At 41.0% G+C, this 20593-nt stretch carries 25 protein-coding genes and 3 pseudogenes; 9 read left to right on the top strand and 19 right to left on the bottom strand.

Annotated elements, in window-relative coordinates; genetic code table 11:
- Positions 1–187 precede the first annotated feature (187 nt).
- The 7 genes from H8S07_RS13730 to H8S07_RS13700 form a co-directional block, all read right to left on the bottom strand.
- Entirely contained in the window at positions 188–712 is a 525-nt protein-coding gene (locus H8S07_RS13730) for a flavodoxin family protein (protein WP_118288808.1), read from the bottom strand.
- A gap of 64 nt (positions 713–776) precedes the next feature.
- Positions 777–1175 (bottom strand): hypothetical protein, encoded by a 399-nt coding sequence (locus H8S07_RS13725; protein ID WP_330411929.1) that lies wholly within the window; start codon positions 1173–1175, stop codon positions 777–779.
- Positions 1176–1188: 13 nt separating this feature from the next.
- Positions 1189–1437 (bottom strand): hypothetical protein, encoded by a 249-nt coding sequence (locus tag H8S07_RS13720; RefSeq protein ID WP_117538435.1) that lies wholly within the window; start codon positions 1435–1437, stop codon positions 1189–1191.
- A 754-nt stretch (positions 1438–2191) separates the two neighbouring features.
- Positions 2192–2407, bottom strand: coding sequence for a hypothetical protein (locus H8S07_RS13715; RefSeq protein WP_226977413.1), 216 nt, complete (start codon positions 2405–2407; stop codon positions 2192–2194).
- A gap of 161 nt (positions 2408–2568) precedes the next feature.
- Positions 2569–3960, bottom strand: coding sequence for a tyrosine-type recombinase/integrase (locus H8S07_RS13710; RefSeq protein WP_171027973.1), 1392 nt, complete (start codon positions 3958–3960; stop codon positions 2569–2571).
- Position 3961: 1 nt separating this feature from the next.
- On the bottom strand, positions 3962–4951 hold the full coding sequence (locus H8S07_RS13705) for a helix-turn-helix domain-containing protein (RefSeq protein WP_044954635.1): 990 nt from the start codon (positions 4949–4951) through the stop codon (positions 3962–3964).
- 120 nt (positions 4952–5071) lie between these two features.
- On the bottom strand, positions 5072–5248 hold the full coding sequence (locus H8S07_RS13700; RefSeq protein WP_003864535.1) for a helix-turn-helix domain-containing protein: 177 nt from the start codon (positions 5246–5248) through the stop codon (positions 5072–5074).
- Between the two features lie 541 nt (positions 5249–5789).
- Here H8S07_RS13700 and H8S07_RS13695 point away from each other — a divergent pair.
- A pseudogene (locus H8S07_RS13695) lies at positions 5790–5894 on the top strand (DUF6061 family protein); the annotation flags it as partial.
- Here the strand turns inward: H8S07_RS13695 and H8S07_RS13690 are convergent.
- The 3 genes and pseudogenes from H8S07_RS13690 to H8S07_RS13680 all read right to left on the bottom strand — a co-directional run.
- Positions 5876–6091: pseudogene (locus H8S07_RS13690) on the bottom strand (relaxase/mobilization nuclease domain-containing protein); the annotation flags it as partial. The pseudogenes H8S07_RS13695 and H8S07_RS13690 sit on opposite strands and share 19 nt — an antisense overlap.
- Complete coding sequence (locus H8S07_RS13685) at positions 6052–6381, bottom strand: plasmid mobilization protein (RefSeq protein WP_002584958.1); 330 nt, start codon at positions 6379–6381, stop codon at positions 6052–6054. The pseudogene H8S07_RS13690 and the gene H8S07_RS13685, both read right to left, overlap by 40 nt.
- A 201-nt stretch (positions 6382–6582) precedes the next feature.
- Positions 6583–6939, bottom strand: coding sequence for a helix-turn-helix transcriptional regulator (locus H8S07_RS13680; protein WP_002584957.1), 357 nt, complete (start codon positions 6937–6939; stop codon positions 6583–6585).
- Positions 6940–7337: 398 nt separating this feature from the next.
- On the opposite strand from H8S07_RS13680, the gene H8S07_RS13675 reads away from it, so the two are divergent.
- The 6 genes from H8S07_RS13675 to H8S07_RS13650 all read left to right on the top strand — a co-directional run bounded on the left by H8S07_RS13675 (position 7338) and on the right by H8S07_RS13650 (position 12043).
- On the top strand, positions 7338–7523 hold the full coding sequence (locus tag H8S07_RS13675; RefSeq protein ID WP_003431289.1) for a cysteine-rich KTR domain-containing protein: 186 nt from the start codon (positions 7338–7340) through the stop codon (positions 7521–7523).
- Between the two features lie 16 nt (positions 7524–7539).
- Positions 7540–8523 (top strand): 23S rRNA (adenine(2503)-C(2))-methyltransferase RlmN, encoded by a 984-nt coding sequence (rlmN, locus tag H8S07_RS13670; RefSeq protein WP_002584956.1) that lies wholly within the window; start codon positions 7540–7542, stop codon positions 8521–8523.
- A gap of 473 nt (positions 8524–8996) precedes the next feature.
- A complete protein-coding gene (locus tag H8S07_RS13665) occupies positions 8997–9434 on the top strand; it encodes a sigma-70 family RNA polymerase sigma factor (RefSeq protein ID WP_002604474.1) in 438 nt (145 codons plus the stop codon).
- On the top strand, positions 9418–9660 hold the full coding sequence (locus H8S07_RS13660) for a helix-turn-helix domain-containing protein (protein WP_002604473.1): 243 nt from the start codon (positions 9418–9420) through the stop codon (positions 9658–9660). Before H8S07_RS13665 ends, H8S07_RS13660 begins: the two co-directional genes overlap by 17 nt.
- A gap of 458 nt (positions 9661–10118) precedes the next feature.
- Positions 10119–10292 (top strand): transposon-encoded TnpW family protein, encoded by a 174-nt coding sequence (locus H8S07_RS13655; RefSeq protein WP_002604472.1) that lies wholly within the window; start codon positions 10119–10121, stop codon positions 10290–10292.
- A gap of 77 nt (positions 10293–10369) precedes the next feature.
- Positions 10370–12043 carry a recombinase family protein gene (locus H8S07_RS13650; RefSeq protein ID WP_002604471.1) on the top strand — a complete coding sequence of 558 codons (1674 nt, stop codon included), beginning with the start codon at positions 10370–10372 and terminating at the stop codon, positions 12041–12043.
- A gap of 10 nt (positions 12044–12053) precedes the next feature.
- On the opposite strand, the pseudogene H8S07_RS13645 reads toward H8S07_RS13650, so the two are convergent.
- From H8S07_RS13645 to H8S07_RS13610, 8 genes and pseudogenes are all read right to left on the bottom strand, one after another.
- Positions 12054–12332, bottom strand: a pseudogene (locus tag H8S07_RS13645) (response regulator); the annotation flags it as partial.
- Between the two features lie 148 nt (positions 12333–12480).
- Positions 12481–13344: a nucleotidyl transferase AbiEii/AbiGii toxin family protein gene (locus H8S07_RS13640; RefSeq protein WP_003505363.1), complete on the bottom strand. Its 864-nt coding sequence runs from the start codon at positions 13342–13344 to the stop codon at positions 12481–12483.
- On the bottom strand, positions 13345–13938 hold the full coding sequence (locus tag H8S07_RS13635; RefSeq protein ID WP_003505367.1) for a type IV toxin-antitoxin system AbiEi family antitoxin domain-containing protein: 594 nt from the start codon (positions 13936–13938) through the stop codon (positions 13345–13347).
- 88 nt (positions 13939–14026) lie between these two features.
- The gene (locus tag H8S07_RS13630) at positions 14027–14737 is read right to left on the bottom strand and encodes a DUF6040 family protein (protein ID WP_003505369.1); all 711 of its coding nucleotides are present in this window, start codon (positions 14735–14737) and stop codon (positions 14027–14029) included.
- Positions 14715–16436, bottom strand: coding sequence for a MobA/MobL family protein (locus H8S07_RS13625; protein WP_117607065.1), 1722 nt, complete (start codon positions 16434–16436; stop codon positions 14715–14717). Before H8S07_RS13625 ends, H8S07_RS13630 begins: the two co-directional genes overlap by 23 nt.
- Complete coding sequence (locus tag H8S07_RS13620) at positions 16412–16717, bottom strand: hypothetical protein (RefSeq protein ID WP_005345966.1); 306 nt, start codon at positions 16715–16717, stop codon at positions 16412–16414. The genes H8S07_RS13625 and H8S07_RS13620 overlap by 25 nt, the downstream gene beginning before the upstream one ends.
- Positions 16717–17031 (bottom strand): hypothetical protein, encoded by a 315-nt coding sequence (locus tag H8S07_RS13615; RefSeq protein WP_014080633.1) that lies wholly within the window; start codon positions 17029–17031, stop codon positions 16717–16719. The genes H8S07_RS13620 and H8S07_RS13615 overlap by 1 nt, the downstream gene beginning before the upstream one ends.
- A gap of 144 nt (positions 17032–17175) precedes the next feature.
- Positions 17176–17406 (bottom strand): helix-turn-helix domain-containing protein, encoded by a 231-nt coding sequence (locus H8S07_RS13610; protein ID WP_003505382.1) that lies wholly within the window; start codon positions 17404–17406, stop codon positions 17176–17178.
- A gap of 174 nt (positions 17407–17580) precedes the next feature.
- Between H8S07_RS13610 and H8S07_RS13605 the strand changes: the two genes are divergently transcribed.
- Together H8S07_RS13605 and H8S07_RS13600 are read left to right on the top strand one after the other, a co-directional pair.
- Positions 17581–18210, top strand: a complete 630-nt coding sequence (locus tag H8S07_RS13605) for a helix-turn-helix domain-containing protein (protein ID WP_012744229.1) — start codon at positions 17581–17583, stop codon at positions 18208–18210.
- A gap of 160 nt (positions 18211–18370) precedes the next feature.
- On the top strand, positions 18371–19666 hold the full coding sequence (locus tag H8S07_RS13600; protein ID WP_015530038.1) for a tyrosine-type recombinase/integrase: 1296 nt from the start codon (positions 18371–18373) through the stop codon (positions 19664–19666).
- Positions 19667–19804: 138 nt separating this feature from the next.
- Here the strand turns inward: H8S07_RS13600 and H8S07_RS13595 are convergent.
- Positions 19805–20593 (bottom strand): radical SAM mobile pair protein B (locus H8S07_RS13595; RefSeq protein ID WP_186856217.1); only part of this gene is annotated, 789 nt, incomplete at its 5' end.

The following is a 20593-nucleotide window of genomic DNA, read 5'->3' as shown; positions in this document are numbered from 1 at the left end:
GAAAATCCGGTCTCCAAGCTGTTTTATTTTGGTGACAAGAAATCCTCCATTCATTTCCATACAAAAGCTCCTATATAGTAGTTTATTAAAAACATACTATATAGGAGCTTTATTGTCAAGAGTTTATATGTCCTAATAGGTAAATTCCGTTTTTTTCAATTCTCCAAACTGGAATTTGGTGTGTGCTTTATAAATTTTTTCCGATCCACTCAAGTTCGTTCATGGAATCCTTATTTTTTTCAAGTTCATCTCTGGCTGTTGCGTAATATGATTTTTTGAAAAGCATATCCCATGAAAGATATTTTGCCATACAGTCAAACTGCTTATCAATCAGCTCATACTGGATACTGCCTACGGGAGAACCACCTACAACAATTATGCCAACTTTTTTGTTTTTTAACTGCAATCCACGGCAGTAGCACTTATCAATGATAAGTTTCAATTGTGCTGACATTCCCCACCAATAAACTGGTGTAGCAAAAAGAATCATATCTGCGGCAGCAATTTTATTAATTGTAGAATTTGTATCATCCTTATCGACGCATCCCTTAGAGCATTGACAGACACCACATCCCTTGCATGGTGCAATGTTGAGTTTGTCGGGTTCAATGATTTCAATTTTATTCTTTTCTGACGCTCCTTTTATAAATGCATTGATTGCTGCCAGCGTATTTCCTTTTCTGGCACTTCCATTAATAATTACAATTTTCATGCGTGTATCCTCCAACTTCCGATTTGCACTTCAAATCGTTTTCTTCATTCTATCACAGCATCTATTATTCTGCCATCAATCTTTCGAACCAGGTATCCATGACAATAATAAACTGGCTTACCCCTTTCCATTCTTGCAGCATTTCATCCAGAGTTTTGTGCTTCACATATTTCTGTACATACACCCAGGTGGCAACACTGCTGGCCTGAGAGATAATTCCTACTATAATTTTACGCATAGTTTCTTCAAATTCCGCGATTTCTTCTTTTGGAACGATGTCATAGAGATCTGGAATCTGAAAATCTTCCTTCTCACAATTTTCATCCACATCAATTAGATCTGCCGTCACTCTCTTTCTGGATTCCTCAGGTAATTTCAAATATTGCCAGATCATTGAGACCACTTCGGACGGTGTGTCTTTTTTGATTGGTGGTAATTGTATAAAATCATTCTTTTCACTCATTTTCATATCCTCCTCACGATATAATAAAATCAATAATACGTTCTCTTGTCATGTCCAGTACAGTATCTACAAACACTCCTGCAAACAGGATCAGATACAGAATTACACTCAGCGAAAACAGGAATGCAACCTGTACCCAATCATGGTAACAGTATGCAGTCGCTATAATCAACAAAGTGAATATAAATCCAAGGATCCCTCTGACAACCGCATAAGTCTGTACTGTCATCTTCACTGCCAGGCCGATCACAAAAAGTATCAGCTATCTTGACTCCTTTCCTCCAGGATTCAGGACACTAAAAAATGCCTGCCTGGAACTTTTACAGATAGTAAAGTTCCAAACAGACATTGCTGTTTGACCATTAGCTGTAGCTAATAGAATTGAATACTGTTTCAGCTAATTCATGTTTGCAAGTTTGGGAGAGTTTGTTTCTTTTCCCGCCTTTTCTCTGATTTACATCCCCGAATAAGGGGTGACAACAGAGTGGAACCCAAATGTTAGCTAGAAATTGATCATTTTGAATGGAATTTCATGTCACGAACGTGATTAGAAAATAACAAAAGCGTTCGCTGTCAGCTAATCCAGCTAACATTTTCGAACGCTTTGAAGCCCGTCGCCAAGAGGATTTGAACCTCCGACCCCTCGCTTAGGAGAGCTCCAACCTATTGTCACTCTCTGTCAATCTGAGGTAAGGTAAACCCATATGGGACACTATATAAAACTGTTTCCGATTCAATTCGAGTTATTCTGAATACCCCCTCTGTCAAGCTCTGTAAAGCTCTGAAAGTTAGCTGATTGTTTGCTCCAGCTAATAATCGGGGAATGCCTTGATATTACCATCGACATCTGTTATATGACCACCATGCTTCGTACGTTCGATCATGGTAAACAGTATTCAATTAAACTTTCCTATCATAAGTACAAGATATTTTCTTGTCTATAAATAATATAACGCATACGAGACGGTTTGTCCATGCGTTTTTGACTGGCAAATTTATAAGCTGCTTTCATATTTTTAAACACGGACATAACCAGTAGATATACCTTCGATTCGGTTGGATGCTCCCGTACTCTGAATCAATGCAACTTCTAAGAGTGTTTTCAATTCATCTACATTGGCTTCGAGAAATAATTCCTGTTTGCCTTTATGTTCATGGATGCTGCTAACCATCTGAACAATTTCAGGTGTTAACAACTTCGCAGGACTTACAATAAAATCAAAGTCTCTCATAGGAATCTCCTTCATTTCAGATTTATCTCCATCATTCTATCATCAAATGATGGAGATAGAATATCCATATACACAATAAATATCCTCATTTCATCCATATATTATATCGTTTTATGAATCGTTTTTTCACTAAAATTACACTATTTTTTCACTATTTTTCATTACTTCATCGTCTTCGCCAGTGAATTGAGCAATGCCCGCATCTCTGGATTCGCCAATACTTTTGCCAGAAGTTCCGGATCGACTTCATCAGCAACAGTAGTATTATTATTTTCCTGCTGTACATGCATCTGTGGATCCAGATTCTTTTTCTCATAAAATGCTTCTTCAAAAAGCTCTGCATTTTTCCTTCTGTCATCATCCAGAATATGAGAGTACACATCTGTAACCATATTGACCTGAGCATGGCCAGAATCACCCTGTACCGCCTTGATGTCTCCACCATTCAGTTTCAGCTTATAAGTAACACTGCTATGACGAAAACTGTGAAATACAACCGGTGGGAGATTATAGTCCTCGATCAATTTCTTTAAAGGGCCACGGATTGCTCCATCACCAAGAGGAAGACCAAAGGTACTTGCCATAACCAGGTTATAGTCCATATATTCGTCACCCAGGATTTCTTTCATTTCATCCTGCTCAGCTTTCCAGTCTACAAGCATATTAGCAACGCTCTTCGGTAAGAATATCTTACGTACACTACTTTCTGTCTTCGGTGTTTTCAGAATACGGACCGTAGAATTCTTCTTATGATTTGTCGGAAATACCAACAACACATCTTTTCCATCCAATGCATTTAAAGATTCTTTTCTTATACGCTGTGATTCTTTGTTGATGAAGACATATGCACGGTTTTCTTCAATTGCCTCATGAGAAATATCTACACAATCCCAGGTAAGACCAAGCAGCTCACCAAGTCGCAGGGAACATGAGAAAGATAGATTAATTGCGAGCTTTAATCGTTCATCTTCACAGACACTGAGCGCATACATCAATGTATCCGCTGTCCAGATGTCTCTTTTTTGTGATTTATGTTTTGGTACAGTCGCATGGGTGCAAGGATTCTTCTCCATCAACTCCCATTTCACTGCCTGTTCAAAACAGTTTCTAAGCAGCTTATTAATATCCCTGACCGTACTGGAAGATACAAATTCATTTCGACTGGTTTTATTCAATGGATTGATAACTGCACGTCTCTTCAAAAGACTCTGATAATATCTTTCGATGAAACGGGTATTGATCTCTGAGAGTTTCGTATCACCAATGATCGGAAGAATATAGTTATTGATAAGAGAGACATTTCCTTCATATGTAGAAAGCGCCCAGTTTTCTTTGCCATAAAGTGCAACATATTCTGTAATAAGCTCGTCCAGTGTTTTGCATTTACGGACGACAAATGATCCCATCTCTTTTTTATATTCAATTTCTTTTTTTCTTCTCTTTGCTTCGGCTTTCGTTTCATAGGTTTCCCACTTCTGTTTCCTCTCACCTTTTTCATTCGTATAAGAATAGATTACATTAAATTTTCCGTTTCGTTCTCTTATAGATGCCATATTATTGCATACTCCTTTCCAAATCTCTTTGCTCCATCCAGTCCTCAAATTCATCCCGACGGATCCTAACTCGACTGCCAACTTTTATTACTGTGAACTTTCCTTTATCCGCCCACTTGTTGATCATGCTTCTGCTGACCTTTGCCAGATAGGAAGCTTCATCAAAAGTAAGATACTTTATATTTCCATTGCTTCCTCGTATTCCGGTCTGTGATAATTTCTTCCGCCGGAAATTAGCCAGGGCAATATTTTGTTCCTGTGCAAGTTCTTCATAATCATTCGATGGATCCAGCTTATACCGATCCTGACCTTCCAGGAATTTTCGAAAACTCTCTTTTGTGATCCTTTTCTTTTCTGCAATCACAATGAATTCAAAAAAATGACTATACTTTGGATTATCAAGAATTGTATATACTGCGCTTCTGGTTGTTCCAAGCAGCTGTGCCATCTCAGGCATCGTAATTGTTGCATCTTCCAGAAGAGCGTCTTTTTTTCTGTCTTCCTTTGTTCGATACCGGGACTGGCTTTTATACCAGTTCTGAAAAGATTCTTTTGGTATTCGTTTCCAGTAATCGACAATAACAGCTTCCATTTGATTTTTCTTGAGTAAATCATAAACAAGATACTCATCAACACCCAACAGATCCGCAACTTCCTTAACGGAATAGGACCAGGATTTCAATTCTTTCCCTGGTTCTTCTCCGGTAACTTTATGGTATTTAATCTGATTGGCGTACCATTTTTCAAAGCTGGCAATATTGATTCGTATCTTTCCAGCAATCTCTTTAGATTCAAAAACATTTTTATGCACCAGCCAGTATCGATCTGTCTTTTTTAATCCCAGCAGCTTTCCCATTTCCGGCACGGTCATCCAGGTTCTCTTTTGTGTCGGACGCCGTTTGTAAGGACTGTCTTCTGATATCTTTGAAATGATCTCTTCAACATCGTCCATTTCCGGAACTTCTTTTTGTTTCATAATTGCTGTTGCCATTTATTCTTCACTTCCTGTCTTTTTTAGTGTTAGTTTTTTTTCTTATATCATATCTCAAATCCAGATAAAAATTTAGGATGTCGATTGCAGACAAAATCTGCCTGATCAACACCCTGTTTTTTATTGTTCCAAGTTATCGAGCCAGTCATCGAAACTCTTCTTAGAGATGCGATACTTTCCGCCATCCAACTGGATCCACCGGAATTCCTTTTTCTTTAAAAGGTTATAAATAGTAGGTCTGCTGACTCCTAAGATTTCCTGTAACTCTTGAACTGTATAACATCTTTTTTCTGACATTTCTTTATCCTCTTTTCCTTGAAATATGAAAGAAAAATTATTCCTTCATATAACGAAACGCTCAGAGCATGTTTTACAGTGGTCAAAAGCAAATTTTTTTACTTTTTTCTTACGAGTTTTCTTTAATGCAACTCGTAACATTAGATTTTTACATTTTTCATGAAATTAAGTAAAGAAAAAGAGCATATGGAATTGAATCCATACACTCTATGATTACTGGAACTTTATTTCATTTTTAATTCAACAAACTTGAATTGAGATTTCATATATTCCAAGGGATTTAATAACTGTTATATTTTATTATCAAATATCTCTCAATCCCTTGAAAACACAAAGTTTATCGCAGGTGAGCTTTCCCTTATTGTTTCCCTTGCGTTATATCGTCCCACCAGTGTTTACGAACTCTGATAAGGGCAAAAACAAGGGCAAGAAAATTATATAAAACAGTATAACACAAAATAAAAGTGACATTGTGAACTGATTGAAATGCTTCTGATTTTTGCAACAAATGATTGATTTAACGATAAGGAGATTTAATACGATGAGAACAATATTTGCAGAATACAATCCCAAGCGCAACAGTATTGATGTTTACACCTCTGTTGGCTATATGCTCCGCATTGACTGTTCTCCCACCGCAAAGGATTGTATCAAGTGCCGCCCTAAATGTGTGCCGCGATCTCCGGCAGCTTCCCGCGTCCATGCAAACTCAATATCGGCGGTTTCCAGCCCGCAGCCGAAAGAGGACGCAAGCAGCTTCCCGTCTGTCTTTTCGGGATTTAAGATATAGTCTATCGCAGCCTTTAAGGTTGATTTAATAGGGTGCGTCTTTGTAACCGCCATATCTCGTCCACCGCCTTTTTAATGTCCTCTATATCCTGCCTGTAAACCGTCCCCGTCGCATTGGCGCGTTTTGCAATTTGGTTGATGTTCCGGCTCACCGCTTGCAGTTCCCGGATATATGCTTTTGTGTCGCTTCGGTCAACGACAAGAATATACCCGTCTATCGCCATTTTACGGAAGTATGCCCCATACTGCTTTATGGGAAGCTGCTTCATCTTCTCGTCGATCAGCCGCTTTTCTTCTTCCGTAACGTAAAACTTCATCTGTATATTTCTCTTTCGGTTTTCCATTTCCGCACCGCCTTTCGGTATAAGGGTTTGGGATTATCCCAACAAGCATTTTCCGCAAACGGGTACTCGTTTGCTGTGCTTGCTATCTACTCCATACCCCCACCGAAAGGCGGTATTTGTTGCGCGTTCCTTTGATTTTGGACGCAAAAAAAGATTGCAGCCGCCATGCGCTGCAATCTCCCGATTTCTCATATTGTGAGGTTAATCCTCTGCTTTTTCGACTTCCGTTATCTCCCTTGCTGTTGCGGTTACAATCCGTATGCCTTTATCGCTCATACCGTCCAGCAGCGCGTCAAGCTGCCGCCGCCCGGTGGATTTCTCCGCATTGCTGTTCGGGAAGAAAAATTGATCTACCGAAATATGATACCGGGTTACAAGGTCATAGAATACCTGTAAACTCGGCTGTTGTCCCTTGTTCTCGATATTCGCAAGGTAGCGCGGGGAAATATATAACTCGTCGCTTACCTTTTTGCGGCTCTCGCCGTATTCATTTCTCGCGGCTTTTATAGCTGCCCCGAAAGCCTTAAAGTCGTACAATGGTACGGGTCTTTTTGCCATTTTCATTCACCCTGTTACATTTTACAGTTCACCTTTCTTTTTGGATATGTCCACACAATTCATATCATTAGGTTAAATACTTCCTGTTGTGTATTGACAGTAGACTGATTTTCTGATAAAATAAAATTTATGTAAAAGGAGGTGGCGTTTATGTTGCATAGCATGCGTATTAGATAAGCATTGAAAAAAAGGATTTTCCCATTTTCAACATGGGCTTTTTTGTCATGCTTATTTTGCGGATGCTATACAAAAAACTAACGACGTATAGATATAGTATAGACATAGTGCAAGCTATGCCTTAGTTTTGTTGTACTGCTCTGTGCATTATAAATGCAGGTCAATGCTCATGTTGAGGATTGACCTGCATTTTTTTGTGTAAAAAGGACGAGTGAAATATAATGCTTAAAAAATATTGGATAAAATGTCCGATTTGTAACGGAAAGACGAGAGTTCAAGTATTTCATAATACTGTATTAAAAGATTTTCCTCTTTTCTGCCCTAAATGCAAATTGACGCATATCATTGATGTAGAAAAATTAGAGATTGTAATCAAAAATACAGAAAAACAAACTTTTATTATTTAGAAGAAAGGATATAAAAATGAAACGTTTACCTAAATATACGCCTGCGGAAGTACGGAATGATCCATACGGATTTACTTACAAAGAAATGTCGGAAGTTATTGGCGAGAATGAAGCAAAAGCCTTATATGAAGAATTATATAAGCAATTACCACGCAAAAAAAATCTATCAATGTTGGTAAAAAATATTTGCAAAAGCAGTGATACTGAAAAGTATGTTTACGAACTGAAAGACAACAAATACATTGAAACGGTTTTTATCAAGCGGCGAGATGGTGGAACTGTTTGCGTGAGCACACAAGTCGGTTGTCCTGTTGGTTGTATTTTTTGTGAGTCCGGGCGAAATGGCTTTGTTCGTAATCTAACATCGTCAGAAATCGTACAACAGATTATATTGTTGCGTCGAAAAGTAAACCGTATCGTTTTTATGGGTATGGGAGAGCCTTTATTCAATTATGACAACTTGATAAAAGCAATCCATATTCTCCGAGATAGATATGGGCTCAACTTTCCAACCGACGGCATTACCATATCAACAGTTGGTCCGGTCGATCAATTAAAAAAATTGCGCGAGGAACATCTTAAAATTCAGTTGACAATATCTTTACACGCAGCAACACAATCTGCAAGAAATCGTATTATTCCTCACATGCGCATATATGCTATTGAAGATGTTGTTAAGCAAGCCTTATCCTATTCTGAAAGGCATAATCGCAAAATTGTCTTTGCGTATTTGCTTTTACCGGGTATAAATGACCGGCCCTCAGATGTAAGACAACTTGCAAAATGGTTTCGGGGCAAAAAAGTTATGATTAACGTGTTACAATACAACCCAACAAGCAATTCAAGAATTAAAGCACCACAGAAACGGGAAATAGTTGCATTCAAACATCAATTAGAGCAAGCAGGACTTGAAGTTACTATGAGAGTTTCTCATGGCAGAGAGATTAACGCGGCTTGTGGACAGTTAGCTAACACATATAATAAATTCAAAAAAAAATGATTAAAAGTGCCAGACGCATAGACGCAGAGCCGATAACGCATTAGGTCAAAAAACCTATGTGTTATCGGCTTTTTTATTTAATATTGCGCAAAAGCCGCTGTTCCCTATTATAGAATGGATTGCGGGTAGTGTATTAAAGTCGCCCTTTTTTAAGGATACGGCGGTATCGGGGAGGTATCGCCGTGTCCATTTTTATTTACTGTAACCCGCCTAATGCTTTGCGGTCAAAAAAAGCTATGCTCCGCAAGCGGGATATTCCGGCTATGAATGTGAACTGTCAATACATTTAGCTACTGCTTACATTTCCTTTGCGCCCGTCCGCGTCTTGCGGACGGGCGCATTTTGCTTTTTTCAACTTTTTTCTGAAAAGCGCACTCAAGAGCCATCTCCCGAACGGGTACGGAGCGAAAGGGGCAGAGAGGACAAGCCCTTAACTCCCGTCCTCTACTCCACGCGGGAAGGAGGTGAACTCTATGGAGCTATCTTCTTCCGACAAGGAAAGAATACAACATCAGTACGACGCATTAGCAAAGAAAACTTTGGTCGGCGAAGCGAAAAGCCACCGCCGCACTCTTGCGAAACGCGCAGCACGCGAAGTTACTTTTTCGGATTTGAGCGAAAGCGAACTCGCGCAGCTTTTCACAACGGACGAATACGAAAGCGATTATTTCCGTTTTCAAGTGTCCGGCTTTGATGTACTCGTCAAAAATGAACTGCTTGCCGAAGCCCTTAACGCTTTGCCCGAAAGGAAACGCGACATTATCCTTTTGTCCTACTTCTTGGATATGAGCGACGCGGAAATTGGCGAACTGCTGAATGTTGTACGCACGACGGTTTTCCGGCACAGGAAATCCGCGCTTGCGAAAATCAAACAGTATTTGGAGGGAAAAGCAGATGATGAATACCGTTAGGAAGTCTGAAAATCTGTTGCCGTTCCCTGTCATTTCCGCAGCGGCAAACGGCGACACAACCGCCATGTGCGCGATCTTGAAGCACTACGAGGGTTACATAGCGAAACTTTGTACCCGCACGCTGAAAGACGACGCGGGCAATACCTATTCCTATGTGGACGAGGAAATGCGTAACAGGCTGCAAGTGCGCCTTATTACCCGCACCCTTGCTTTTCATGTAGGATAATCTTTTAGCCCATGCGGGGAGCGTGTCCCCTTTCCACGCTTCCCGTTATGGGCTATTTGTCGTTCCGCAAAAGCATATCCGCTGTTGATGTGCTTTTGCAGGCCGACAAAGCCTATTGTTCTTTGACAAAGAAAGCGGCCTTTGGTGCGCAGCATAACAGGCAAACGGGTACATTCCGTCTGTACCGAGCCAGTCGGCGGGTACGCCATGACAGCTTTTCCCCATAGGGGAAAAGCCGAGCGAGAACTACCGCGCCGTAAAACAGGTTTAGCAGCTTGTGGGCGACGACATACAAGGCGGCACAATGATACTCCCGCGTTGAACACCCTCAAAGTATTGCGCGGCGCACCCATAAGCATGGGCCGGGGTGAAACTCCCGTGAGGTTGCAGCTAACAACCGCCCGTTTTTGCCTTTTGACGAATATAGTTTATCCATACAGGAAAAGGAGGTTTTTCTAATGGATAAAAAACAGACAATTACAACCGAACGCAAAATAGGGAAAATCACCTATCTTGTTCAAGCGTTGCCGAGTGAAAAGGCAACCGATACAATCCATAAAAAGATTGAGAAACTCATTGTAAAGGATTTGCAGAAAAAGCCCGGAAATCCGGGATTTTTAGCGTCCGAGTAGTGCATTAGGCGGCGGGATATGGTATAATGATAGCAACACATTATACCTGTTTATTCGGCTGTCGGAAAGGAGGACTAATGTTACAGTCGAATAAAATCACCGCCCTTTACTGCCGTTTAAGTCAAGAGGATATGCAAGCCGGAGAAAGCGGAAGCATACAGCACCAAAAAATGATACTTCAACGCTATGCGGACGAACACCATTTTTTGAACACAAAGTTTTTTGTGGACGACGGATTTTCCGGCGTGAGTTTTGAGCGCGAGGGGCTGCAAGCGATGTTGCAGGAAGTGGAAGCCGGACGAGTGGCGACGGTCATTACCAAAGACCTTTCCCGTCTTGGCAGAAACTATCTGAAAACGGGCGAACTCATAGAGATTGTATTTCCCGAAAACGGAGTACGCTATATCGCGATCAACGACGGAGTTGACACAGCGCGGGAGGATAACGAGTTTACCCCCTTGCGGAACTGGTTTAACGAGTTTTACGCCCGCGACACAAGCAAGAAAATCCGCGCAGTTAAACAGGCACAGGCGCAAAAAGGCGAGCGCGTCAACGGGGAATATCCATACGGCTATATCCCAGACCCGAACAACCGCCACCACCTTATACCCGACCCGGAAACCGCGCCGATTGTCAAACAGGTTTTCGCTATGTTTGTTAGCGGCGTGCGTATGTGCGAAATCCAAAAATGGCTTGCGGAAAACAAAGTCTTGACGATTGGAGCGTTGCGCTATCAGCGTACAGGACAGGCGCGGTATCAGCGGGCAATGATCGCCCCCTATACTTGGCCGGACAAAACGCTCTATGACATATTAGCAAGGCAGGAATATTTAGGGCATACCATAACCGCGAAAACTCACAAGGTATCCTACAAGTCGAAAAAGACCCGGAAGAACGAAGAAGAACAACGCTATTTCTTCCCAAACACCCATGAGCCGCTTGTTGACGAGGAAACCTTTGAACTTGCGCAAAAGCGGATTGCTACCCGCCACCGCCCGACAAAAGCAGCGGAGATTGATATTTTTTCCGGCTTGCTGTTTTGCGCTGGTTGCAGACATAAGATGTATTACCAACAGGGCGTAAATATCGAGCCGCGCAAGTTTTCCTATTCTTGCGGCGCATGGCGCAACAGGGCAAGGACAGGCAGCGAGTGTACCTCTCATTATATCCGCAAAAACGTACTTCTTGATTTAGTGCTGGAAGATATGCGGCGGGTTTTGCGGTATGTTAAGGAACACGAACAGGACTTTATCTGTAAAGCTACCGAGTACGGCGACATGGAAGCGAGAAAGGCATTAGCGCAGCAGCAAAAGGAACTTTTCAAAGCACAGGCGCGTATGACCGAACTTGACACGCTTTTCCGCAAGCTGTATGAGGACAACGCATTAGGCAGACTGACAGATGAACGGTTTGTGTTTCTAACTTCCGGCTATGAGGACGAAAAGAAATCCCTTGCCGCAAGGATAGACGAGTTACAACAGCAGATCGCAACCGTTACCGAGCGAAAAAGGGATATATCAAGGTTTATTCAGATTGTCGGGAAATACAGCGACATACAGGAATTGACCTATGAAAACGTCCATGAGTTTATCGACCGTATTTTGATACATGAATTAGACCGGGAAACCAACACCCGGAAAATCGAAATCCATTATAGCTTTGTCGGACAGGTTGATACCGAGCAGGAGCCGACGCAAGTTGTCAACCATGACCGCCGCAACATGGTAGATGTAAAAAGTATCGCTATCTAACCCCAGCAAATGTCAGCCCCGTTATTTTATCCGTTTCCTCAATTTTAGCCGTTAGCATTATGATTGGATAAGTGTATTTCTTTCGGATAAGCTGGCAAAGTGAAAAGCCGTTCATATCCGGGAGCATAATATCCAGAATGGCAAGATCAATGTCGCCGCTTTCAATACACGACATGGCATCCGTTGCGCAGTAAAATTTATAAACGACGTAATTTTCGTTTTTCAAGTAGACCTCCAACAGATCCGCTATATCTTGCTCGTCATCTATAATCAATATCTTTTCAGACATATTTTCAACTCCTTTGCTCATATTTCCAATTAAGTATAGCAAATACAACATCTAAATTCACAATGGATTGCCTGAGAAATTATTAAGATTTTCCTAACTTTCGAATTTAGGCAACTCAAAATGCTAACGTAATTTACATATCAGTTTTTTATGTGTCATACATATTCTCCAATATACTTCCATATAATGCACAGATTGACTTCACAATTGCATGCCATGAAATATCAGCAGCATAAGAATAATTTTTTTGATATGTTTTCCATAAGGTCTCCATAACCGGACTTGATTCAATTTCATCAAATATTTCTCTTATATCCTCAGCTTCTATCAGGTCTAATGTTCCCCTTTTTTTGGCTGTAGCCACAAGTGCAGTCCATAAAACTTGTTTTTGGAGTTGTTCTCCATACAACTTTTGTAAAATATAAATATCATAAAAATCTCTCATTCGTGTATTTGTAACGTTTCGACTAACAACAGTTTCCAATTTTTCAGCCAATACCGTTTCCAGATTATATGCCCATACCTCAATAGTGCGGTCTTCAAGCATAAGATTAAATTTGTACTTGATTTCTCTTGGTGTAATTACATCCCCTGTAGAAATATCAATCTTTAATGGTGTGATTACACCATCAAATTTCGTTTCCATGCTTACACGAACACCAGGATAATCTGCTTCTTCCATGATTTCCGATATCCGTTTGACCCGAAATGAAACACCATCGTCCAGTGGAATTGATATAATTTGGGATATAATCATTTCTACATCCTCCACACTAACATTAGTGCCTTTTATGGTAGCATCCAGATCCATAGTAGCTCTGGCATCCAGACCAACCATTGCCGCCACAAGCATTCCACCTTTTAATATAAACTGGTTTTTATACTCTGATAAAGAAATTCGTTCTAAAAAACGTTCCATCATATAATTCCGCATCAAAATCTGTGCATCTGCGGATTTTTTCTTTGACATATTACGAATTAAATCCTTTAATTGTCTTGCCGTTGTTATCATCTAAAGTAACACCTCCAAATATGGTCTAAGTATGTTTTCAACATGAAACATAGCTGCGTATTTCATAAGCATCCGTAAGTTTTTATCCTTACGTTTTGCATATTGTTTCAATGCGTCTTGAAAGACCTGCATTTCAACATTTTTTCTGCTACGAAGCAGATCACAAATTGTTCTCTCCATGTCATAAACGGGAACGGAATGTCCGAATGATGTCTGCATAGCTATGATTCCTATTTCATGTAAATCCTTTTTTACTGTGTACACTTGAAAACCGTCTTCCTGCAAACGACTTGGATTATATCCAGTTCTTACTGTTATGGTGTATTTCAAAGGCTCTCTGTCCGTTAAATCATGAAAAAACAATGCAGTTTCATGAGAAAATACAGCTTGACCACAACGTAAATGCAAAAGGTACATTGCATCTGTCCACGTATCCGGCGATACATACACACCATGAGCAGCTTGTTCTAATCCTCGTTCCTTCACATATGCATAAAACACAGACTTACTAATTCCATTATTTAGAACTTGAAATGTCTGAATTGTCCCTCCACATTCACGCAACAACAAATCTAATTTTTCAAACTGAGTCATATGCTTTCTCCTTTCGTGCTAATATGATAATATATATTAGCACGAAAGTAAAGACATATAGTACCAATAAAATATCGGTATTTTTGTTTTAATGATATCCCCTTGTTTCTCGCCATCCCTTTACATACCACCTGATTCCAACATATACCAGTTGCACGAATAATAAGAGAAATAGCAGATTGATTGGCAATGTTGTCTTTATCCACTTCCCAAAGTAGATAGCTGTTGCCATGCTTATAAGTATTACCATTATGGTAATCATATCCCAACAGCACTTCTTATATAACTCTGCAATCTTTATCTCTATAAATGCTACAAGTATTCCAGCACCCACCAAACATCCACCGCAGATCAGTATTCTTATCAGCCAATATACAATTCCGGCAACGACAGGATTGGATATTCCATTACTAATCTGTGCCATGTTCTTTCCTGTCAGTATAATCCACCCTGCAATGGTCTGTATAAAAGTGGCGATTGTATCAAAGAATACCACGCAATCAGAAATAAATATTTTTGACCGTATCATCTGAAAAAGAGTAGTTGATACGGAATACCATATCAGCAGAAACATCAATGCTTCATACATGGCTGTTTTTGTTTTATATCTGCCTGCCAGTTTTTCTCTCTGCGTATCATACTTTTCCTTGGCTTTCAGATAAGCTGTCAGGTTACAGTTCCCACACTTTTGATAGAGTACTGGCTTTTCAACCGGTATCTCTACTTTTTTCTGATGAGAGAGTGCATAGTCCCGTTCCTGTTCTGCCTGCCTTAGCTTATCTTGACATTCCTCTGTCATGATTTCGGCAGCGTGCGTTTTCTCTTTCTCTCTCTGCAACAATTCTTTTGTTTTCCTCAAGTCGTTCTTTAAGGCTTGAATGTTCCCTGCTCTGTTCTCGCTGTTTAACCTCTCGTTCAAGGTCAGCGATTCGTCGAGCTGCATTTTCAGTTCCCGGATAGTCCTGTCTTTCTGGTCGAGTTCTTCCTGCATCTGCTCTGTCAGCAGAAGCAACTCTTCCAGTTGATCGTCGCTCTTTGAGTTTCTTAATTCGTTCATCAATCGACCTTCCTTTCTCTAATTGCTGTTCAAGTTCAGTAATTCGCTGTTCTGTTTCTGCAATAGCCGGTTCTCGCTGTTTAATTTCTGTGCCAATTCCTGCCATTGCTGATTTTCGTCTGTAAGCTTCTGTATCTGGTCTGTCTTTTCTTCCAGAAGTATCAACAGTTCTTCTGTATCCGGCAAGATTTGAAGCAGTTCTGATAATTCGCTCTCTAATTGCTGCAATCGTTCTTCCTGCTCCTGAAAGCACATCAGCTTCTCGTCCTTTTCCTGTATTTCCTGAAGCATCTCTGCCATGATATTCTGCTGTTCCTCTATCTGTGTAATCATTGCTTCCATCATGGGAATTACTTCTTTGCTTTCTTCTAATGTCATTCAACCACTCCCTCCACATCGACAATGCACCGGATACCTTACCAAAGGTTTCAATTACCTTTTGCAATAGTGCATTTTGTTTTTTAATCATCTGGTTTTCCTCTACCTTCCATGAACCATTCCATATCTGTCCGGTGAGATATTTTTCCTCAATCTTTCTTGCATCCGCACCCTCATGAATCGTAGGGATTTTTAATTTGCCCTGTCTTTCATAAGAGCGGTGGTCAATCTGATTGTCTATGGATAAATGCCGGTTACACATCCCAGCCCATTCGCTTCGCCATAACTCACAATTCTTTGGATTATTCCAGCCGGTAGCATCGGTCAGAACCCGTTTCCATTGTTTTCGGTTTCTTGCCCCGACTTTCTGTACTCCGTTTTCATCAAGTACCGGAATGCGGATTCCATGCCGGTCAGGATTTTTCTTATCCTGCCACCAGTCCGGGTGGGATTCATCAACCACGATATTTCCGTCAGTATCTCTGGCAAAATCCCAGTCCTTGACTTCTTTGCTGCCCCATGAATGATCCAGATTGAATGGTCGCATGGTTACAAGTAAATGCACATGTGGGTTTCCATCGCCCTTATCGTGTATGCTCCAGTCGACACACATTCCCTTATCCACGAAAGTCTTTTGAATATATTCGGTTGTATAATCAATCTGTTCCTGTCTGCTCCATTCTTTCGGCAGGGAAAATTCAAATGAGCGTCCAAGCTGTGCATCTGCATTTTTTTCTATCTTCAATACCTCATTCCATAGACGCTGTTTCTGAAATGTGATTTTAAACTTTTCCAGTGCGGCATCTTTATCATCCGCTCTTTTATAACGGATAGACTGTTGAAACCTTTTTATATTTTCTTCCGGTACATGCAGCCATTCAGGAGGTGCATTTTCGCACATCATCAGACTGGTGTAGACGACTTCCTTTTTGGAAGTATAGTAACTGATTCTGCCTGTTTCCTCATTCTTCATCACATCTCCATTAAGATATGCCGATGCGGATATGACAGATTTTCCTTTACTGCGCCCGACAATCTTTACTGTAAAGTGAAATATCGCCATGATACGATTCCCCCTTTCTGCCGTATCCGGCATTGATTTCCGACAGCATCTTCTTCTGGTTTGGCAGAAGTGAAGCTGTCGGAACGCCCTCTGCGCAAGAGTGCCCCCTGCGGCATGAGCAGGTCTGGCTGAAAGCCCCGCCGACGGAACGAGCCCGGCAAGCGTAAGCGCAGACCGGTTGCCACTTGTGGCAAACTTATAAGGACGACCTCTGGTTGTCCATAAGTGCGCCCTTCATTCAAAGGCAATGAAGGGAATGGAAAAACCACTCCCTCCGCCATTACACTTCCTCCATATCTGTAAGTGGCTCTTTCTGCATCGCCTTTGAGAAAAACTTTCCGTTTGTTTCCTGCCTTTTTAAGAAGCCTATCAACTTTGGTAAATCTTCCTCCTCAATCGGACAGCCAAGAACCGATTCCACTGCGCCACCAATCTGACAGAGCCTATGGGTTCGTTTTTTACTTTCCTCTGCTTTCTTTCGCTTTTCCAGTTCCTTCCGCTGTGCAATGAGCTTTTTTGTAGCTTCAATGCTTTCCTGTTCCTTTTTCTCTAATGCACGTATTCTTTCTTCATAAGTCTTTGTTGATTTCGCCATATCGTCTTCATCCTTTCTTTTTCCGATAAACAACAGTTCCCGGTTGCATATCAGGAGAAGCACATGGTATAATCCTCTTGCGTGTAGGTATATCATGGCTTCGGTCTGATAGAACCTTTGGCGGTTTCTTAGGAAGCCGCCTTTTTAAGTTGCCACATTTCTTGTGACAGCTTTTACATTTCCTTTATCCCTCAGATCACGCCCCTCGTTGGCTTCCATGAACTTTTCCAGAATGTCAGTTTTAATAAGGACTTTTCTTCCGACCTTTAATACCGGAAGCTTCTTCCATTCAACCAGCTTTCTCAAAGTGTTTCTGCCAATTCCTGTATAGTCGGCTGCTTCCTCGATGGATAATGCAATCTTTCTTTCCGTCATCTTGTCACCTCCTTATAAATTGCATTATGCAATTTTTGTTGTGCTGTTAGTATAGCGGTTTTATATTGTGTTGTCAAGCGTTATGAAATTTTAAAAATAATTATTATATTGCATATTGCAATTATGTGAGGTACATGCTATAATTCATACATACCGAAAAAGGAGGCAATCAGCATGAAAGATAAAGAACTACGCAAGCTGATAGGTAGCAGGGCAAAACAGCGTCGTCTGGAATTAAATCTGACACAGCCTTATGTTGCAGAGAAGATGGGAGTTACCGCTTCCACAATCCTGCGTTATGAGAATGGTTCGATTGACAATACCAAAAAGATGGTGCTGGAAGGTCTTTCGGAAGCACTTCATGTATCTATTGAATGGCTCAAGGGGGAAACCGATGAATACGAAACCGATATTACGGATAAGAAAGAATTACAGATTCGTGATGCAATGGGCGATATTCTCAAACAGTTACCTCTCGACCTTAGTAAAAAGGAAGATGCTTTTTCCAAAGATTTACTGCTGTTGATGTTAAAGCAATATAACCTGTTTCTTGAATCATTCCAGTTTGCCTGCAAGAATTACAAGGGCAACACGAATGAAGCGGATATTGCAAAGGCAATGGGATTTGAATCGAATGATGAATATAACGAGATTATGTTTCTCCGGGAGATCACCCATACCGTTAATGCCTTTAATGATATGGCAGATATTGTAAGGCTCTATTCCAAGAAACCGGAAATGGCAGAACAAAGGCTTGAAAATCTTTTATCAGAAGTTTTGTATGAGGATTCCGATTCGGTATAGAACGACAACCGGAGTTATGATACAATGAGCACGAGCAAGTCAGGCTGTTTACAGATTTGACGAGCGGCGAATTGGCTTATGGACTTGTCCATAAGATGCCTACACGCAAGAAGCATTTCATCAGTTCCGATTGTCTGATATCGAAAGGAGACACACGATTATGGCAAAAGGATCTGTAAGAAAAAAAGGAAAGAAATGGTACTACCGCTTCTATGTAGAAGATGCAAGCGGCAATCTGGTTCAGAAAGAATACGCTGGAACAGAAAGCAAAAGTGAAACGGAAAAACTGCTCCGTCAGGCAATGGACGATTACGAAAGCAAGAAATTCATTGCAAAGTCGGAAAATATTACAGTTGGAGAATTACTTGATATATGGGCAGAGGAAGAATTAAAGACCGGTACTCTCAGTAATGGGACAGTCCAGAATTACCTTGGTGCTATTACCAACATCAAGAAGCATCCAATTTCAGAGAGAAAGTTGAAAAATGTAACATCTGAGCATTTACAAGCCTTCTTCGATCTGCTTTCCTTTGGTGGCACTTATCCAGATGGTTCAGAAAGAAAAGGTTACAGCAAAGATTACATTCGTTCTTTCTCGGCAGTATTACAGCAGTCATTCCGGTTTGCAGTATCACCAAAGCAATATATCACTTTCAATCCGATGCAGTATATTAAGCTGAAATACCAGACGGATGAGGTTGACCTGTTTTCTGATGATGACATGGATGGCGATATACAGCCAATTCCACGAGAGGATTATGAAAGACTGATTGAATTTCTACAGGATTACAATCCACCGGCAATACTTCCAATCCAGATAGCTTATTATGCAGGACTTCGTATCGGTGAAGCCTGTGGTCTGGCATGGCAGGATGTAAATCTTGAAGAACAGTGCCTTACGATCAGACGCAGTATCCGATATGATGGTTCAAGGCACAAGAATATCATCGGACCAACCAAACGAAAAAAGGTAAGGATTGTTGATTTTGGAGATACACTGGCAGAGATTCTTCGCAATGCCCGAAAGGAACAACTTAAAAACCGAATGCAGTACGGAGAACTTTACCACAAAAACTACTACAGAGAAGTAAAAGACAAAAACAGAGTTTACTATGAGTTCTATCATCTGGACGGAACAGAGAATGTTCCAGAAGATTATAAGGAAATATCCTTTGTCTGCTTAAGACCGGATGGAAGTTTGGAACTGCCAAGCACGTTAGGAATTGTTTGCAGGAAGATTGCTCAGAAACTGGATGGATTTGAAGGATTTCATTTTCACCAGTTGCGACACACCTACACAAGCAACCTTCTGGCAAATGGAGCAGCTCCGAAAGATGTACAGGAACTGTTAGGACACTCAGATGTCAGTACCACAATGAATGTCTACGCCCATTCCACAAGAAAAGCCAAGCGGGAATCCGCAAAGTTACTTGATAAAGTGGCAGGCAACGACTAAATAAAACTTTCCCTTATTTCCCTTACGATTATCTCATAAGGGCAAAAATAAGGGAAAATACATATCATTTCACTAATGAATGGGCTGAAAATCCTGTAAAATAGGGAAAGTTAGAAAGATATTTCGGCAAACTGGAATTTAGCGATTTCTTTTTCCGGTATTCTCTGTTCCACGGACTTCCTCATGATAGAAATAATCTACGATGATTGGATGTCCCTGTGGCACCCTGCCGTAGGGCATTTCATTATCAACAAAGGAACAGTCATATTGCTTTGCCATTTCTTCGGCTTTTTCTTCCAGAGTTTTGAAATAGCTGCGGTTGTGCTTGTTATAGATTTCGTCATAAAGCGGCACAAGGTCAGAATGTTTCTCTGCTATGTAATCCATAATCGTCTTTTTGAAGCCACCCCGAAGATTGAGGTTTTCTAGCCAGAACAGATCGCACTGATCCTTTACCCGCTCAAAGATCGCTTCAAAGTCCGTGATACCGGGAAATACCGGGGATACGAAACAGACTGTACGGATCCCTGCTTCATATACCTGCTTCATAGCAGCGATACGACGCTCAATGCTTGAAGCAGAGTCCATATCGTTCTTGAAATTTTCATCCAGTGTGTTGATCGACCATGAAACGGTCACTCGTCCAAGCTTTATCAGCAGATCAATATCCCGTACCACAAGATCAGACTTTGTGCAGATCAGAATATCTGCGTCACTGCCGATCAGCTGCTCCAGAAGTTTTCTGGTATTCCCGAATTGCTCCTCCTGTGGATTGTATCCATCTGTCACAGAACCGATGACCACCCGTTGTCCGGCATATTTCTTCGGATTTTTAATTTCCGGCCAATGCTTCACATCAAGGAAAGTGCCCCATTCCTCCTTGTGCCCGGTAAAGCGCTTCATAAAAGAAGCATAGCAATACTTGCA

It is taken from the genome of Dorea hominis (genome assembly GCF_014287705.1).
GTDB lineage: Bacteria > Bacillota > Clostridia > Lachnospirales > Lachnospiraceae > Dorea_D > Dorea_D hominis.
The sequence above is the reverse complement of the archived record's forward strand: the minus strand, read 5'-3'. Positions and strand labels throughout refer to the sequence as shown.

Coding starts and splice junctions, on each gene's coding strand:
- H8S07_RS13730 (WP_118288808.1), bottom strand. CDS start 712: ATGAAAATTGTAATTATTAATGGAAGTGCCAGAAAAGGAAATACGCTG.
- H8S07_RS13725 (WP_330411929.1), bottom strand. CDS start 1,175: ATGAGTGAAAAGAATGATTTTATACAATTACCACCAATCAAAAAAGAC.
- H8S07_RS13715 (WP_226977413.1), bottom strand. CDS start 2,407: ATGAGAGACTTTGATTTTATTGTAAGTCCTGCGAAGTTGTTAACACCT.
- H8S07_RS13710 (WP_171027973.1), bottom strand. CDS start 3,960: ATGGCATCTATAAGAGAACGAAACGGAAAATTTAATGTAATCTATTCT.
- H8S07_RS13705 (WP_044954635.1), bottom strand. CDS start 4,951: ATGGCAACAGCAATTATGAAACAAAAAGAAGTTCCGGAAATGGACGAT.
- H8S07_RS13700 (WP_003864535.1), bottom strand. CDS start 5,248: ATGTCAGAAAAAAGATGTTATACAGTTCAAGAGTTACAGGAAATCTTA.
- H8S07_RS13685 (WP_002584958.1), bottom strand. CDS start 6,381: ATGGAAAACCGAAAGAGAAATATACAGATGAAGTTTTACGTTACGGAA.
- H8S07_RS13680 (WP_002584957.1), bottom strand. CDS start 6,939: ATGGCAAAAAGACCCGTACCATTGTACGACTTTAAGGCTTTCGGGGCA.
- H8S07_RS13675 (WP_003431289.1), top strand. CDS start 7,338: ATGCTTAAAAAATATTGGATAAAATGTCCGATTTGTAACGGAAAGACG.
- rlmN (WP_002584956.1), top strand. CDS start 7,540: ATGAAACGTTTACCTAAATATACGCCTGCGGAAGTACGGAATGATCCA.
- H8S07_RS13665 (WP_002604474.1), top strand. CDS start 8,997: ATGGAGCTATCTTCTTCCGACAAGGAAAGAATACAACATCAGTACGAC.
- H8S07_RS13660 (WP_002604473.1), top strand. CDS start 9,418: ATGATGAATACCGTTAGGAAGTCTGAAAATCTGTTGCCGTTCCCTGTC.
- H8S07_RS13655 (WP_002604472.1), top strand. CDS start 10,119: ATGGATAAAAAACAGACAATTACAACCGAACGCAAAATAGGGAAAATC.
- H8S07_RS13650 (WP_002604471.1), top strand. CDS start 10,370: ATGTTACAGTCGAATAAAATCACCGCCCTTTACTGCCGTTTAAGTCAA.
- H8S07_RS13640 (WP_003505363.1), bottom strand. CDS start 13,344: ATGATAACAACGGCAAGACAATTAAAGGATTTAATTCGTAATATGTCA.
- H8S07_RS13635 (WP_003505367.1), bottom strand. CDS start 13,938: ATGACTCAGTTTGAAAAATTAGATTTGTTGTTGCGTGAATGTGGAGGG.
- H8S07_RS13630 (WP_003505369.1), bottom strand. CDS start 14,737: ATGACAGAGGAATGTCAAGATAAGCTAAGGCAGGCAGAACAGGAACGG.
- H8S07_RS13625 (WP_117607065.1), bottom strand. CDS start 16,436: ATGGCGATATTTCACTTTACAGTAAAGATTGTCGGGCGCAGTAAAGGA.
- H8S07_RS13620 (WP_005345966.1), bottom strand. CDS start 16,717: ATGGCGGAGGGAGTGGTTTTTCCATTCCCTTCATTGCCTTTGAATGAA.
- H8S07_RS13615 (WP_014080633.1), bottom strand. CDS start 17,031: ATGGCGAAATCAACAAAGACTTATGAAGAAAGAATACGTGCATTAGAG.
- H8S07_RS13610 (WP_003505382.1), bottom strand. CDS start 17,406: ATGACGGAAAGAAAGATTGCATTATCCATCGAGGAAGCAGCCGACTAT.
- H8S07_RS13605 (WP_012744229.1), top strand. CDS start 17,581: ATGAAAGATAAAGAACTACGCAAGCTGATAGGTAGCAGGGCAAAACAG.
- H8S07_RS13600 (WP_015530038.1), top strand. CDS start 18,371: ATGGCAAAAGGATCTGTAAGAAAAAAAGGAAAGAAATGGTACTACCGC.